The 13,156-nt window shown below is 29.6% G+C and carries 18 protein-coding genes; 11 read left to right on the forward strand and 7 right to left on the reverse strand.

Annotation, left to right across the window (positions count from 1 at the left end; genetic code table 11):
• Nucleotides 1–15: 15 nt before the first annotated feature.
• A complete protein-coding gene (locus DL91_RS02620; protein WP_048190134.1) occupies nt 16–261 on the reverse strand; it encodes a hypothetical protein in 246 nt (81 codons plus the stop codon).
• Nucleotides 262–1,287: 1,026 nt separating this feature from the next.
• On the opposite strand from DL91_RS02620, the gene DL91_RS12620 reads away from it, so the two are divergent.
• From DL91_RS12620 to DL91_RS02640, 4 genes are all read left to right on the forward strand, one after another.
• The gene (locus DL91_RS12620; RefSeq protein WP_052374034.1) at nt 1,288–1,917 is read left to right on the forward strand and encodes a peptidoglycan-binding protein; all 630 of its coding nucleotides are present in this window, start codon (nt 1,288–1,290) and stop codon (nt 1,915–1,917) included.
• A gap of 38 nt (nt 1,918–1,955) precedes the next feature.
• Nucleotides 1,956–2,426: a hypothetical protein gene (locus DL91_RS02630; protein WP_048190135.1), complete on the forward strand. Its 471-nt coding sequence runs from the start codon at nt 1,956–1,958 to the stop codon at nt 2,424–2,426.
• Between the two features lie 274 nt (nt 2,427–2,700).
• Entirely contained in the window at nt 2,701–4,032 is a 1,332-nt protein-coding gene (locus DL91_RS02635; protein WP_048190136.1) for an ATP-binding protein, read from the forward strand.
• Nucleotides 4,033–4,072: 40 nt separating this feature from the next.
• The gene (locus DL91_RS02640) at nt 4,073–4,285 is read left to right on the forward strand and encodes a hypothetical protein (RefSeq protein WP_048190137.1); all 213 of its coding nucleotides are present in this window, start codon (nt 4,073–4,075) and stop codon (nt 4,283–4,285) included.
• Between the two features lie 337 nt (nt 4,286–4,622).
• On the opposite strand, the gene DL91_RS02645 is transcribed toward DL91_RS02640, so the two are convergent.
• Complete coding sequence (locus tag DL91_RS02645; protein ID WP_156095896.1) at nt 4,623–4,955, reverse strand: hypothetical protein; 333 nt, start codon at nt 4,953–4,955, stop codon at nt 4,623–4,625.
• Between the two features lie 726 nt (nt 4,956–5,681).
• Here DL91_RS02645 and DL91_RS14325 point away from each other — a divergent pair.
• A complete protein-coding gene (locus DL91_RS14325) occupies nt 5,682–5,810 on the forward strand; it encodes a hypothetical protein (RefSeq protein WP_255343914.1) in 129 nt (42 codons plus the stop codon).
• 179 nt (nt 5,811–5,989) lie between these two features.
• Here DL91_RS14325 and DL91_RS02650 read toward each other — a convergent pair whose 3' ends face one another.
• Nucleotides 5,990–6,196, reverse strand: a complete 207-nt coding sequence (locus DL91_RS02650) for a hypothetical protein (protein WP_048190139.1) — start codon at nt 6,194–6,196, stop codon at nt 5,990–5,992.
• A gap of 801 nt (nt 6,197–6,997) precedes the next feature.
• Between DL91_RS02650 and DL91_RS02655 the strand changes: the two genes are divergently transcribed.
• The 3 genes from DL91_RS02655 (at nt 6,998) to DL91_RS02665 (ending at nt 8,434) form a co-directional block, all read left to right on the forward strand.
• The gene (locus DL91_RS02655; protein ID WP_197050581.1) at nt 6,998–7,474 is read left to right on the forward strand and encodes a GerW family sporulation protein; all 477 of its coding nucleotides are present in this window, start codon (nt 6,998–7,000) and stop codon (nt 7,472–7,474) included.
• Nucleotides 7,475–7,513: 39 nt separating this feature from the next.
• Nucleotides 7,514–8,098: a DUF2953 domain-containing protein gene (locus DL91_RS02660; RefSeq protein WP_048190141.1), complete on the forward strand. Its 585-nt coding sequence runs from the start codon at nt 7,514–7,516 to the stop codon at nt 8,096–8,098.
• 84 nt (nt 8,099–8,182) lie between these two features.
• On the forward strand, nt 8,183–8,434 hold the full coding sequence (locus DL91_RS02665) for a hypothetical protein (RefSeq protein ID WP_048190142.1): 252 nt from the start codon (nt 8,183–8,185) through the stop codon (nt 8,432–8,434).
• A 307-nt stretch (nt 8,435–8,741) separates the two neighbouring features.
• On the opposite strand, the gene DL91_RS02670 is transcribed toward DL91_RS02665, so the two are convergent.
• Both DL91_RS02670 and DL91_RS02675 read right to left on the reverse strand, forming a co-directional pair.
• Complete coding sequence (locus tag DL91_RS02670; protein WP_048190143.1) at nt 8,742–9,233, reverse strand: rubrerythrin family protein; 492 nt, start codon at nt 9,231–9,233, stop codon at nt 8,742–8,744.
• Nucleotides 9,234–9,482: 249 nt separating this feature from the next.
• Complete coding sequence (locus tag DL91_RS02675) at nt 9,483–9,689, reverse strand: histone family protein (protein ID WP_013645503.1); 207 nt, start codon at nt 9,687–9,689, stop codon at nt 9,483–9,485.
• A 153-nt stretch (nt 9,690–9,842) separates the two neighbouring features.
• Here DL91_RS02675 and cofH point away from each other — a divergent pair, with 153 nt between their 5' ends.
• The 3 genes from cofH to DL91_RS02690 are packed head-to-tail and all read left to right on the forward strand — an operon-like array spanning nt 9,843 to nt 12,036.
• Nucleotides 9,843–10,958, forward strand: coding sequence for a 5-amino-6-(D-ribitylamino)uracil--L-tyrosine 4-hydroxyphenyl transferase CofH (cofH, locus tag DL91_RS02680; protein ID WP_048190144.1), 1,116 nt, complete (start codon nt 9,843–9,845; stop codon nt 10,956–10,958).
• Nucleotides 10,959–10,972: 14 nt separating this feature from the next.
• Nucleotides 10,973–11,455, forward strand: coding sequence for a MarR family winged helix-turn-helix transcriptional regulator (locus DL91_RS02685; protein ID WP_048190145.1), 483 nt, complete (start codon nt 10,973–10,975; stop codon nt 11,453–11,455).
• Between the two features lie 35 nt (nt 11,456–11,490).
• A complete protein-coding gene (locus DL91_RS02690) occupies nt 11,491–12,036 on the forward strand; it encodes a GNAT family N-acetyltransferase (protein ID WP_048190146.1) in 546 nt (181 codons plus the stop codon).
• 36 nt (nt 12,037–12,072) lie between these two features.
• On the opposite strand, the gene DL91_RS02695 is transcribed toward DL91_RS02690, so the two are convergent.
• Nucleotides 12,073–12,423 carry a cyclophilin-like fold protein gene (locus tag DL91_RS02695; protein WP_048190147.1) on the reverse strand — a complete coding sequence of 117 codons (351 nt, stop codon included), beginning with the start codon at nt 12,421–12,423 and terminating at the stop codon, nt 12,073–12,075.
• A gap of 41 nt (nt 12,424–12,464) precedes the next feature.
• Complete coding sequence (gene deoC / locus DL91_RS02700) at nt 12,465–13,139, reverse strand: deoxyribose-phosphate aldolase (protein ID WP_197050583.1); 675 nt, start codon at nt 13,137–13,139, stop codon at nt 12,465–12,467.
• Between the last annotated feature and the right edge of the window lie 17 nt (nt 13,140–13,156).

Genomic DNA, 13,156 nt, shown 5'->3' on the forward strand with positions numbered 1-13,156 from the left:
TAATTCAACACTTCTTTACATATATGGGATTGGATGATCAGTTGATGGAGGTTGTATCCCCTTATTAGCAATTTCTTGTCCAAGAACACTAATTCTTCTTTGTTTAAGGCTAGTATCATTGTTTACAAGATTAATTATTTGATTTTGATCTGAATCCATCTGTGCCCACATATTATTTAGTTGAGCTTCATTAGACAGCATTACGGATCCTCCACCAAAAACACCACTTACTTTCATTTCTTGATAAGCAGCAAGCCCCATTTGTTCCCAGTACAACAAAAGAAATTAAAAAACATGTAAATGATAAGAAAAAAAAGAAACTTAAAAATTTACATACTGAATTGCCAAAAATAGATATCCAATACACAAATTATGATGATCTAAAATATATAATAAAAAATAATTGGAAATATTTCGAAAAAGTTTTTATTAAACAGGATACAATAATTCCCTCTTTAGAATTCCTTGAAACACCACGTAATAATATTGCTCATTCTAATGTACTAAGTAGAAAGATGTTTGATGATTTATATTATCATTCAAAAAAAATAATTGAGTTAATAGATAGGTTTGAATCTAAATAAATACCTTTTATAACCATCAAAATCCCTATTGTTAATTATTTTTATAAAAATAAAGGCAGAAGCAGGGAGGTATTTTCCACATGTTTTGGGGGTCCAATTCCGTGGGGGGAATTGGTAAAAAATTAGAGAAGAAAACACCATCCCATACTCCTATTTATTAGATAGAGTGGATGTTCTATTTGATAATTTGGTTTATTTTATTTATAAATTTTTTATAATTAGAAGGCAGGGACGGATTAACCAAATTTCCATGGCACCCAAAAATAAAGAGATAATTTTTTTTGGTAAAAAACTGAGGTAGACAATCCCCACCCTATTTATTATATTGGGTGAATGTTGTACTTGAAATTTTGTTTATTATTTTAATTAAAATAAGGGATAGGGGATGTAATTCTTATTTTTGAACAATTACTTTGGGGGAGGCAATATGTTAAAAAAAATGAAGTGTACATTCCCCCACCGCTATTTATTATATTTATTGGATGTTCATATGAACCCCTATCAATTCTCTTTTTAGGAGGTGTTTTTATTTAGAAGTTATACGGCTGATTTATTTATTAACTTCTTAATAATGGGAGGTTTTAATATTACGTGAAAATTCGCTTTTTAAATATGGGTTTTATTGTATTTCAGTTGCTTATATTTAGGGCTTATTTTTTTTTATTTAAATTTTTGTCTTAGTTTATTACAAGGAGGAAAAAACATGTCAATAACAGATAAAACAGTCTTAAAAATAGGAAGTACAGAAACCGAGAACATAAAAACATTACAAAAGAAATTAGGAATAAAAACAGATGGATTTTACGGTCCTGTAACACGAGACACTGTAAAAGCAAAACAAAAAGCTTTAGGGTTATATGTTGATGGAATTGCAGGTCTAGTTACATTAAGAGCTTTGGGATTGTTAAAAGCACCAACAATCACTGCCGGTCCATTACAAACTAAACTTATGGCTGTTGTGGGAGTATTTACCACATTTACAGGGTTCTATAATAAAATCTATAACTATTATAGATATGGTTACTATTTCAATGGTCAATTAACTTTACAACAGGAAATAGACCCTAAAACACCTAAAAATTGTGTAGACCTGGCACAATTACTACATGCACTAGGGCATGAGATGAAAGGGTATCTTGTCCGTTTTATAGGAATATTTTGTCCTGTTGATAAAATAAACCATGCCTATATTGAATTAATAGGGAATGAATTTAATGATTGGACTTCTGCCGATGTTGCTGCAGCTGCAAAAAATAACTATAAATTAAATAGCCATTGGTGTAGTGGTGCTAAAACTGTGAATCCTGCATGGATTCTTTCAGAGGATCTGTAAATATAAATATTCTTATTTCTTTTTTGAGGTGTACAAATATGCCAAGAACAGTATATATGAACAGTGATTTGATAAAAGACAAAGTAACTGATTTAAATTTCTTACAATCAATTGGAAAAACCTTAGACTTTTATGGAGTACCATATAAAGCATTTCCTTATGAAACAAGCCCTCACTATGTTATACTAAAAAAAGCTCCAGCTGATGCGGTTATTCTACATAATAGTCTTATGTGTGCAGGTACGATTGTCGATGTGTGTACTAAGTCCTATAAAATATTAAGGGCAAATCAGAAATTCTTATGGAACTTTAAAACAGGAACTGAGGATTATGCCTTTAATGTTGACTATTTACCAAGAGCAAAAGATGATAATTTCAGCCCAGCATCCTTCAAAGGATTAAATCAGCCTATACGATACATGGTACAAAATGGAGGATTCAATGTTTCAAGTACAACAGACCCTAGAAAAATTGGAAGACAACTTGCAATGATGGCATATATGCCATAAAGGAGGATGTTAAAACGTGCACTCCCCAATCTATAGTAACCTGTAGCAAATGTGGTGAAATCTACAATACAGAAATATTTGAATTCTGTCCAACCTGTAGCTCAACAGAAGACAGTAAACCTTCTCATTAATTAGGAGGGTACTTTTTTCATGAAAATATAAATCGAACGATTATTTTGTAAATACCTAAATATTTATATCTTTATACTAAAACCTAGAGTATACAAAAAAAAGTTTCAGATTATTTTTTTTTTCAGTTTGGAGTAGGGAACTGATGGATTCTGAAAAAATAAAAGATAATAAATATAAAAAAGCTGAAGAATCACTTCAAAATGATATTGATCCTATAGAAGATAAATCTAAAGATGAATTGATTCAAGAGTTGAGAACTCATCAGATTGAATTAGAGATGCAGAATGATGAACTCAGGGAAGCTCATACAAGATTATTAGAATCTCAGCATAAATATTTTGAACTTTACAACTTTGCACCAGTAGGATACATTACCTTAGATACAAATGGACTTATTTTAAATATTAATCTTGCAGGAGCAACACTTTTAGATATTGGTAGACTAAATCTCATTAATACTGCTTTTATTCAATATATTGATCCAGATTATCGAAACCTGTTTCATAATCATATTAAAAAAGTCCCGGAAACAGAAACTAAAGAATCAGTTGAATTAAAACTCCTAAAAAAGGATGCTGAATATTCTTATGTACATTTTGATTCTATTAATGTCAAGGATAAATATGGGAATTTAAAAGAATTTAGAATCGCTATAACAGATATTACTGTTCAAAAAGAAGTCGAAATCAAATTACAGAAATATAATTTAAATATTAACAAACTGTTAAATGTTGAAATTAATGATCTGGAAAAGGCAGAAATCAAATTAGAGAAATTAATTGAGCAATATAAAAGTTCTAATATAGAACTTGAACAATTTGCTTATATATCCTCTCATGATCTTAAGGAACCATTACGAATGATCACAAGTTTTCTTCAACTTTTACAGAAGAGGTACTCGGCTGATCTTGATGAAGATGCAAATGAGTTCATAAACTTTGCTGTAGACGGAGCAAAACGTATGAATGATATGATAAATGACCTTCTAGAATATTCAAGAATAGGGAGTACTGAAAGGAAATTTGAGTACTTAGAGAGTGAAGGAATTGTAGAAATTGTACAAAGTAATTTAAAACAATTAATAGAGGATCATGAAGCCATTATAACAAATGACCCTCTTCCATTAATCTATGCTAATAAACAAATGATGATTCAATTATTCCAGAATCTGATTGGCAATGCTATCAAATACCATAGTAAAGAAACCCCTGAGATCCACATCTCAATAAATATTGTTGATGATGAATATGTTTTTTCAGTTAGAGATAATGGAATTGGAATTGATCGAAAGCATTTGGATAGAATATTCACTATTTTCCAGAGACTACACTCACGTGAGGAATATGATGGAACAGGTATCGGTTTAGCTATTTCAAAAAGAATATTACAAAAACACCATGGAAAAATTTGGGTAGAATCTGAACTTGGAAAAGGAACCACATTTTACTTCAGCCTACCAAATCGAAATTATTAAAATCTTAGACTCATTGATTAAACTTGGGGAGTTGATATAAATGCTGGTAGATTGGATTTTAATGACATTTGTAGATAGATCGGAATTACTATTAAAAAGAAGTGGGGAATTTGAAGATAGTCAAATTACTGGTCTTGAAATAAATGAAAAAAACAATCTTATCAAAGTATCAGTAGCTAATAAAACAATTGTAAGTTACCCTATGGCAAATATAATTAGTTATACTTATTCTCAAGAAGATGAAATAAAATAATTTATACTTTTTTTTAATTTTAAAATACCTTTCCATTATTCGAATAAAGGTACTATTATTTTGTGTATTGAAAATAAGGAATTAAATATTCAAAATTAAATTTTAAACCATTTTTTACATTTAGGACAATAGTACTCGGTAACTAGAATAGTTTATTTACTTTGCTTTGGTTCTGAATTTTCATCTTTGGAACTTAGAGGACGAATAAATCGGTTCATTTGTCCTTTAAATCCGCAACGGGACATTTGATATTTTCAGCCATTTTGCTTCAAAATTAAGTAATTGGAACTATGATTTAATAGTTACTATTTTATTATTATATTTAAAAAAAAGTAAATTAACATCCTGAAGCTTTTGACAATGACTTATCAAATATTAAACATTGTGCTTCATAAAAATTTTCAAATGTTCCCAGATGGTCCATAAATATCTTTATGGCACTCTCAAAGTCTTTAGGCATAAGGTGTTCTGGAGTTAAAATAGTGACTTCAATTATCATTTGTTCATAATATTCATCATATTGAAGTCTAAGTCTGATAGAATAATCATTATGCATATAACAGTTAAGATTTTCCAATCTACCTTCTAAAAATGAGTATTTTTCCTTGATAACTTCGTTATCTTTAAATTTCAGCAATATCTTGGTACAACCGGGCTTAATTTCATTCATTTTAACATCTAAGAATTTTAACAATTTATCGCCTCTGTTGTAGTATTATGATTTTGATAATGGATATATTTTATTGAAAAAAGCAGGGAGTTTGTGACTTGTATCACTAAAAACCAGTCGTAGATTGCAAGTGTAAACAAAAAATATCTATCTATTTAATTATTATATAGATTTCATGGTTTCATTTACCCCAAAAACTAAAAATAACAATCCAATACCCATTATTGAATAATATACCTGATTATGAGTGGTATAGACAAGTATTACTCCAATTAAAATTAATAGGAGCCCTATGAAATAATATCTTATATAATTTTTAGTTAATTTCATATAAAAAAATCCAATTTAATTATTCAAAAAATGTTAGATCAATAGATCCTTTGAATGGGATTAGTTTTATTCTTCTCTTATTTTCATAATTAATTTCAATTATTCTTTTTAAGAGAATCTATTTCTATGTTTTACCTCTTCTTTTCAACCTCAAAATATATTAGATCATTCACACCAGGCATTGTAAATTTTTTTCATGTATATCATTTTGATATAACCAATTCATATCTTAAATCTTCATCACAAATATTTTTTATGGAAAATTAACCATAATTATTTGGACTTCATAAAAACTAACTATTTTTTTAAGAAGTTATATTACGTTAGAAAGAGAATATAGTTATATAATAATGGTAATTCATTTTTTAGAGGATATAATTTGGGAGTCAAAGGTAAATGTCAAGGGAAACTGAAGACCATCTTAGGAATGAAATAGTTGAAATGAAAAAAGAAATATTAAAATGTAAAAAAGCCTTTATAAAAAGTGAAGAACGTTTTAAAACTGTTGGAAATTCGTCATCATAAAACATTAATGTTTCTATTATGTCTTTATCATTATCTCTTATCGGTTTAGCTTTAATTCCGGGTTGTTCAGCTATTTATCCTTTATAATGTAACATCTATTTTTTCCTAAATAATGTTATATTTAATCCATTATTGCAATCCAATTATATTATTTAAAAAAAATAAAATATTATAAAATTTTATTTTTTCTTTTTGCTCTTTAGTTTTTGCCCACCTGAATCCTGAGGGTTAACTTTAGCCTCACCATATTCTTTTTTATAAAGTTCTGGATCTTCTTTTTTAAGGAGATCAGGTGGTGCCCTTTCCTTCATGTCTTCTTCTGCTGAAGACCACATGTCCTCGCCCATTTCTTCCTTACTCATTTTCTTCTTTTTCTTTTCATCCATTTTAGATCAACTCCTTTTCACCAAATAAATAACTAAAAAAATTCCAATTTTTTGTAAAGTAAAATTTTTGCAAAAAATAACAAATATATTACAAATTCAGCTTAACTATATATATTACAATATATTACATTCTAAAACTATATAATTTTCGGTAGGAAAGTTATAACAAAAAATTAAAAAACTTGCTATCATTTTTGAAAAAGAGATTTGGGTTAATCCTCAACTTTTACCCAGGTTTAACATTTAGAACAATAATATTCAATATTTAATACAAGTTTAGAATTAATACGTTTATATTGGCGATAATTATTCATAGAACCATTAAAGCCACACTTTGGACATTTAATGTGTTCCGTCAAGATAATCACTAATCATACCTACTTTAAAATTAGTATTTAAATATTGTTATTTCAAATAAAGATTAATCAAAATTAGTTTATGCTATGAAGATCTCATTCAAAATAGAGAAAAAGTGATAAGTCCATCTGTGAATGAAGCTATTCATATATAACCTTTTCCACTATGGTATTGAAAATCTGTATATAATCATCTTATTTTGATAATATTTAATAAAAAATGAGGGTTATATGAAAAAACCATTTAAATTCGTAAATTTATTAAAAATACTTTATAATCTATTTTAATATATCTTTTAAAGATAAAATAATTGTATATTGCGCTAAAAACCCTTTTAAATAATGATAAAAATGATTTAAGTTCTTTATAAATTATTTGTAATAAATTATATATGCTTTCGCATACATAAATATGATTGTAGAAAATCCTAAAGGGGGAATTAATTTGAATATTGGAGATCCGATTAAAACTACAGTAGAAGAAATTCGTAAAGTTTTGAATATTGAGAATGTGATTGGTGAGACTATAGAAACAGATGAATTTTTATTGATTCCTGTTACAAGAATGGGTATGGGATTTGGAGCAGGAATGGGTGAAGGTAAAGGTTCTAAAGATATGGGATCAGGAACAGGGGCTGGAGCTGGTGGTGCTGCAGGTATAGAACCTATAGCAATGGTAGTTGTACATAAAGGAGTAAAAGGCCCAGAGGGTGTAAAAGTAATGTCTTTAAAGAATCCAGATCATTTATCAAGGGCCATAAGTGAAATTGGTAATGCTGCCGTTGAGATTATGGGGCAGGGAAGTAAAATGATGAAGGAAAAGGGTCATAAAAAGAAAGAAGTAAAATATGAAGGTAAGAATAAAGAGGCTAAATTCAAAGATACAAAGGATGAAGTCAGTTTAGATGTGAAAGACAAATAATAACACTCTTTTAAATAATAAAATTTTGGGAGACCCTAGTTGATCAACATTCTAATCATCATAGTACTACTTATAATACTTTTTTTTGTAAGTATTATGATGATCCCTTTTCATATTTCCCTAATATTGAGTAACAGTGGTTTAGAATTTAAGGGATATTTTAAAGTAACATGGATGAGGATCAGGTTATTTAAACGGGATATACCCTCCAAAGAAGAGGAAGAAGAGAAAAAGGAAGAAAAGAAAAAAGAAAAATCTAAATGGACTATTGAAAGGGTCCAAAAGGTTTTCAATCTTTTTTTGGAAGCTTTTCCACATTTTCAAAAGGTTTTCTATGCTGTTATCAATTCGTTTACTCTGGAAAAATTGATTATTCATATTAAAATGGGAATGGATAGTCCGGTGGATACTGCTCAAATTGCTGGTATATTCTGGTCAATATCTTCATGGGTGAATCTATATCCAAATGTTTCATTGTATATTCAACCAGAATTTATGAAAACCACATTAGAGGGAGATATAGAACTTGAATTGAAATTAAAGCTTTTATGGATAGTTATTGAATCATTAAAAGCAATTACTAAAAGGCCTGTGAGAAACTTTATAAATGAAATCAGAGCATGATAATTTAATTTTTAAAATATTTTAGTTATCCAATAAAAAAAGTATTCAATATCTACTATATTACATATATTTTAGGGCAATACAATGAATTTTAAAAATAAGAATGTCAAAGAAATTGGAAAGGAGTTTAAAATAGGAGAAAGAACATTTTATCCTGTGGTAGAAATTTCAACCATAGAAATGGATAGTTCTTTTTCAGAACAGATTTCTCCAATTGCTTTATTGGTTATTGAACCCTCAATAAAATATATTTTACCATTGACAGAAGAAAAAGTTAATTCAGAAGAGATTATTGACCTTTATCAAAATAGAATCTTAAGTGGAAATAAATTTTAACAAATTTTTTGCATTTGTATTAAAATTAACATTATTCTTGTAAGTGTTAGCATTTTTAATAGTAGACACATTTTGTATATCTTATTAATTAAAAATTTATATTATTTAGATATATGTTTACATCTACATAGGGCTCATGGTAGCAATTTTAGTTGAAAAACTATTGTTGTTTAAAGAGATGCACAGGAAGAATAAGTAAATGTTTACTTGATTTGTAGTATTAGTATTAGATGGCATCATGACCAGCATAAATTGAGTGAAATTGAAACACTCCATGTGATTAAAAAAAAATAGAAATAAAATATTTTTAGTCAATTTTCATAAATTCTGAATTGGATGCTCCACATATTGGACATTTTTCAGGGGCATTGTCTTCAACTGTATTTCCGCAAAGGGCACAGACATAATAATCTACTTCAGGAGTGTCATCAAGATTTTCAAGGGCCTTTTGATATAACACGGCATGTATTTGTTCTACTTTGTTAGCAACTTCAAATGTCCATCTAGCTGCGTCATCTTTCTCTGCTTTTGCTTCAGCAATAAAATTAGGATACATTTCAGTGAATTCTTCGGTCTCGCCTGCTATGGCTTCAAGGAGATTTTCTTTTGTTTCGTTTATTCCACCTGCTATTTCAAGATGGTTATGTGCATGTACTGTTTCTGCTTCAGCAGCTGCCCTAAACAATTTTGCAACTTGTTTAAATCCTTCTTTGTCTGCTTTTTTAGCAAATGCTAAATATTTTCTGTTTGCCTGTGATTCACCTGCAAATGCTTCCATTAAATTTTCTTTTGAACTCATATTGTTACCCTCACAAATTTATCAACATAAAATCTTATAAATCTATTATAACTCCATTACTAAAATTTGTTTTGTAACAGAATATCGGTTATAATTTCTAAAAATATTTTATAAGTGTTGTTTAAAGATTAATTTCCCTTAAAAATAGATATAATTCAATATTATGTGGTTTAATTTTAATAATTAATTTCATACTAGTACATTAAGATTTGGTAATTAAAAATAAAAACAAATAAAAAAGGAAGAAAATTAGGCTGTTTTAACAGCCATGTCTATATCATCTGCTTTGACAGTTTTTCTTCCAGCGTGTTTTGCAAGCTCTACGGCTTTTTTAGCTATTTCTTCACCTTTTTCTTCGAGTGATTTGGCTAAAGCCTCTTTTGCATCATCACTTATTCTTTGAGCACCAGCGTTTTTTATGATCCTTCCAACTGGAGCAATTGGTAATTCGGCCATAATTTCACCTCCTATTTAACCTAGGGATAATTAATATTTAAATTTATCGGTTTTACTCGGATTTTTAGCCATGACTTATACAATAATCAATCATTCGATGAGATCATTATGTAACCAAAACTTATAAGGTTACTAAGTAAAATATCAAATTCCATGTTTGAGCTGTTAAAAATTGACACCCATATAGAAGAGATACTAGAAAAATCTTTAGAAACCCCGATATCTAATGAAGATGCACTTATACTCATGAATACCACTGGAAGAGAATTTCAAGCTCTTTTAATTGCTGCAGATGCACGACGCGAAGAGATTGTAGGTGATAAAATTACTTACATCCAGAACTGGAACATTAATTTCACCAATATATGTACAGGAACCTGTGGTTTCTGTGCATTTAAAAGGGAAGAAAAAAACAGTGAATCATATTTTTTAAGTACCGATGAAATTGTTAAAAGAGCTGAAACCGCTTGGAATAATGGTGCAATTGAAGTATGTATACAAGGTGGACTTCACCCCAAAGTTGATGCATACTACTATGAAGAACTTTTACAAAAATTGAGATCAAAACTTCCTGACATATACATACATGCATTTTCTCCAATGGAAATTTTATATGGGGCAGAAAAATCAGATATATCCATTTCAGAAGAATTAAAAATGTTAAAGAAAGCAGGGTTAGATTCAATCCCCGGAAATGCAGCTGAGATATTAAACGATGATATCAGGAAAATTCTGTGTCCAAGTAAGATGAACACTGCCAAATGGATTGAAATTGTTGAAACAGCGCATAAAACTGGGATACCAACAACTTGTACCATGATGTATGGACATATTGAAGAAATAAAACATAGAGTTGAACATATAGACATCCTAAGAAGTATACAGAAGAGAACTGGTGGATTCACAGAATTTGTGCCATTAACATTTATGCATAAAAATACACAAATTTACAAAGATGGAAAAGCTGCACCAGGATCAACCGGAATTGAGGATCTAAAGGTATATGCAGTTTCAAGATTAATGTTTGGAAATATTCTGCCCAATATTCAAGTTTCATGGGTTAAACTAGGGTTTAAATTTGCACAAGTTTGTTTAGGTGCCGGTGCAAATGATCTAGGAGGTACATTAGGTGAGGAAAGTATATCCAAATCTGCCGGGGCCCAGCATGGGGTGAGAACAAATCCTGCCAATTTTCAAAGGGTAATCCGGAATATGGGAAGAATACCTGCAGAAAGGGATACTTTGTACAAAAATATTCATGTTGTATAATTTCAGTGGTTAAAATGGAAAACACACAGATCAATCATGAAGTTACATTTAAAATTATGATTCTTATTTTGCGAATTACAAAAAAATTCAATGAATTAGAAAAAATGTCCATTGATATTGGTTCAGATGAGAAACTTTATCCTTCTGAATTGCATGTTATAGATTCTGTTGCAAATAACTATGGTAATAGTGTAACAGAAATGAGTAAAAAATTTGGTATTACCAAAGGAGCAGTTTCACAAGTTGTAAACAAACTTTTTGATAAAGGATTTCTTAAAAAAGATAAAAAACACGGTAATGCTAAGGAAATTGTTCTGTCACTCACTGAAAAAGGTGAGAAAGCATTTTACATTATGGATGAAGTACATAAACAAATGGAAGAGGGATTTTTCGGTTATATGGAGGGTATTGAAGAAGAAAAATTAGAATCATTCATTGAAATTATGGGTAAGATTGAAGAATTCATCGATACTTTTTTAAAACATGAATTATTATAACATAGTTTAGCTACTAAACTTTATGAGGTTATACTATGTCTGTTAAATCTATTGTTATAGAACATTTTACACATGGACCAATATCTGAACATTTTAAGAAACATGGAACAATTTTTTTAGATAAAAGTTCAACAAATACTGGTTCAACGTATTATGGAACTGCTGAAATAAAGAAATTCACACTAGGGGATATCGAGGAATGTGTTGAATTATACAAAGATGTATTCTCTTCAGATCCCTGGAATGATGATTGGATATCCATTGATCAAGTAAGAACTTATTTTATTGAACTAATTGAAAATCCTGTCTTTGAGGGTTTTGTTGCCTATGAAAAATCCAGATTGGTTGGAGCATGTTTTGGTCATAAACGTTCATGGTGGACTGGAAATGATTTTTTTATAGACGAATTATTTGTTGCGAACGAAATGCAAGGAAACGGAATTGGAACTAAATTACTTGATTATATTGAATGCAACCGAGCAACCGATGATTGCAATCGTTTAATCCTGTTGACCAATATAGATTTACCTGCAAAAGAGTTTTATCTAAAAAAGGATTTAAGACCAATAATAATAGGATAATAATGGACAAAAAAATTGTATAAAGTATTTAAATAATTAAAATTTTCTTATAACAATTTTATCATCATTTTCAACATCAAAAAAGAGTTCAAGATTATCTGTTATCTTTCCTATGTTATTTACATCTGATGCAGGTTGTGATCCACCATAAAATATACAAAACGCAGATCCTGGAGGCCAATAGGATAGATCTCCCTTTTCAGTTGTTGAACTAGGATTTTCATAGTCCAATTTTAATGGAACATCGAAATATATTTCATGGAGCCATAGATTAGCTTCCCCTTCAAGAGGGAGGTTTTCATAGATCATTCTTGCAGTATATGGGTTTCTGTTATCAAGAATAGCTTTAACTTTTCCTTTTCCAATCACTTCTATTTCTATTTCCATTGTATTCCTCCCATATAATTTCTGTAATAATAATTTAGAAATTATTTATGTATATTCTTTTCCAGTTCTTTCATTATTGCTGGTCCAGTGGAAGTCCCAATTTTTGATGCTCCTGCATTAATCATATCAAGTACAGTATTAAGGTTTCTAATCCCTCCTGATGCTTTAACGCCCATATCCTGCCCTACTGTTTCTCTTATAAGTGATATATCTTGGATATTTGCTCCAGGATATCCAATCCCTGTAGATGTTTTAATATAATCTGCTCCAGCTTCTTTTGAAATGTTACAAGCCCTTATTTTTTCACTATTTGTTAATAATGCTGTTTCTAATATAACTTTCACAACCATCCCATCTGCTGATTCGACAACACCTTCGATATCTCTTTTAACAAGTGAATCTGCACATGATTTCAATGCCCCAATATTCATGACCATGTCCAGTTCTACTGCGCCATCTTCTACGGCTACAAGGGCTTCGAATGCTTTTATTTCAGATTTATTTGCTCCAAATGGAAATCCAATTACGGAACAGACATTTACATCAGTTGATTCCAGAATTTCATGGGCTAATGCCACATTTGTTGGTGTAACACATGCAGATGAGAAATTGTATTCCATAGCATCATTACAAAGGTTATTTATATCTTTTACACTTGCATCTGGTTTTATATTTGTATGGTCTATCATTGAAGCCAATTTTTCAGGGGATATCAAATAGATCAACTCCTTAA

This window comes from Methanobacterium sp. SMA-27, from assembly GCF_000744455.1.
Classification (GTDB): domain Archaea; phylum Methanobacteriota; class Methanobacteria; order Methanobacteriales; family Methanobacteriaceae; genus Methanobacterium_B.

What these genes read in the sequence shown, in the direction of transcription:
- DL91_RS02635 (WP_048190136.1), top strand. Translation starts at nt 2,701, where the DNA reads ATGGATTCTGAAAAAATAAAAGATAATAAATATAAAAAAGCTGAAGAA.
- DL91_RS02645 (WP_156095896.1), bottom strand. Translation starts at nt 4,955, where the DNA reads ATGAATGAAATTAAGCCCGGTTGTACCAAGATATTGCTGAAATTTAAA.
- cofH (WP_048190144.1), top strand. Translation starts at nt 9,843, where the DNA reads ATGTTTGAGCTGTTAAAAATTGACACCCATATAGAAGAGATACTAGAA.
- DL91_RS02665 (WP_048190142.1), top strand. Translation starts at nt 8,183, where the DNA reads ATGAATTTTAAAAATAAGAATGTCAAAGAAATTGGAAAGGAGTTTAAA.
- DL91_RS02630 (WP_048190135.1), top strand. Translation starts at nt 1,956, where the DNA reads ATGCCAAGAACAGTATATATGAACAGTGATTTGATAAAAGACAAAGTA.
- DL91_RS02675 (WP_013645503.1), bottom strand. Translation starts at nt 9,689, where the DNA reads ATGGCCGAATTACCAATTGCTCCAGTTGGAAGGATCATAAAAAACGCT.
- DL91_RS02670 (WP_048190143.1), bottom strand. Translation starts at nt 9,233, where the DNA reads ATGAGTTCAAAAGAAAATTTAATGGAAGCATTTGCAGGTGAATCACAG.
- DL91_RS02690 (WP_048190146.1), top strand. Translation starts at nt 11,491, where the DNA reads ATGTCTGTTAAATCTATTGTTATAGAACATTTTACACATGGACCAATA.
- DL91_RS02685 (WP_048190145.1), top strand. Translation starts at nt 10,973, where the DNA reads ATGGAAAACACACAGATCAATCATGAAGTTACATTTAAAATTATGATT.
- DL91_RS02620 (WP_048190134.1), bottom strand. Translation starts at nt 261, where the DNA reads ATGGGGCTTGCTGCTTATCAAGAAATGAAAGTAAGTGGTGTTTTTGGT.
- DL91_RS02640 (WP_048190137.1), top strand. Translation starts at nt 4,073, where the DNA reads ATGCTGGTAGATTGGATTTTAATGACATTTGTAGATAGATCGGAATTA.
- DL91_RS02695 (WP_048190147.1), bottom strand. Translation starts at nt 12,423, where the DNA reads ATGGAAATAGAAATAGAAGTGATTGGAAAAGGAAAAGTTAAAGCTATT.
- DL91_RS14325 (WP_255343914.1), top strand. Translation starts at nt 5,682, where the DNA reads ATGTCAAGGGAAACTGAAGACCATCTTAGGAATGAAATAGTTGAAATG.
- DL91_RS12620 (WP_052374034.1), top strand. Translation starts at nt 1,288, where the DNA reads ATGTCAATAACAGATAAAACAGTCTTAAAAATAGGAAGTACAGAAACC.
- DL91_RS02650 (WP_048190139.1), bottom strand. Translation starts at nt 6,196, where the DNA reads ATGGATGAAAAGAAAAAGAAGAAAATGAGTAAGGAAGAAATGGGCGAG.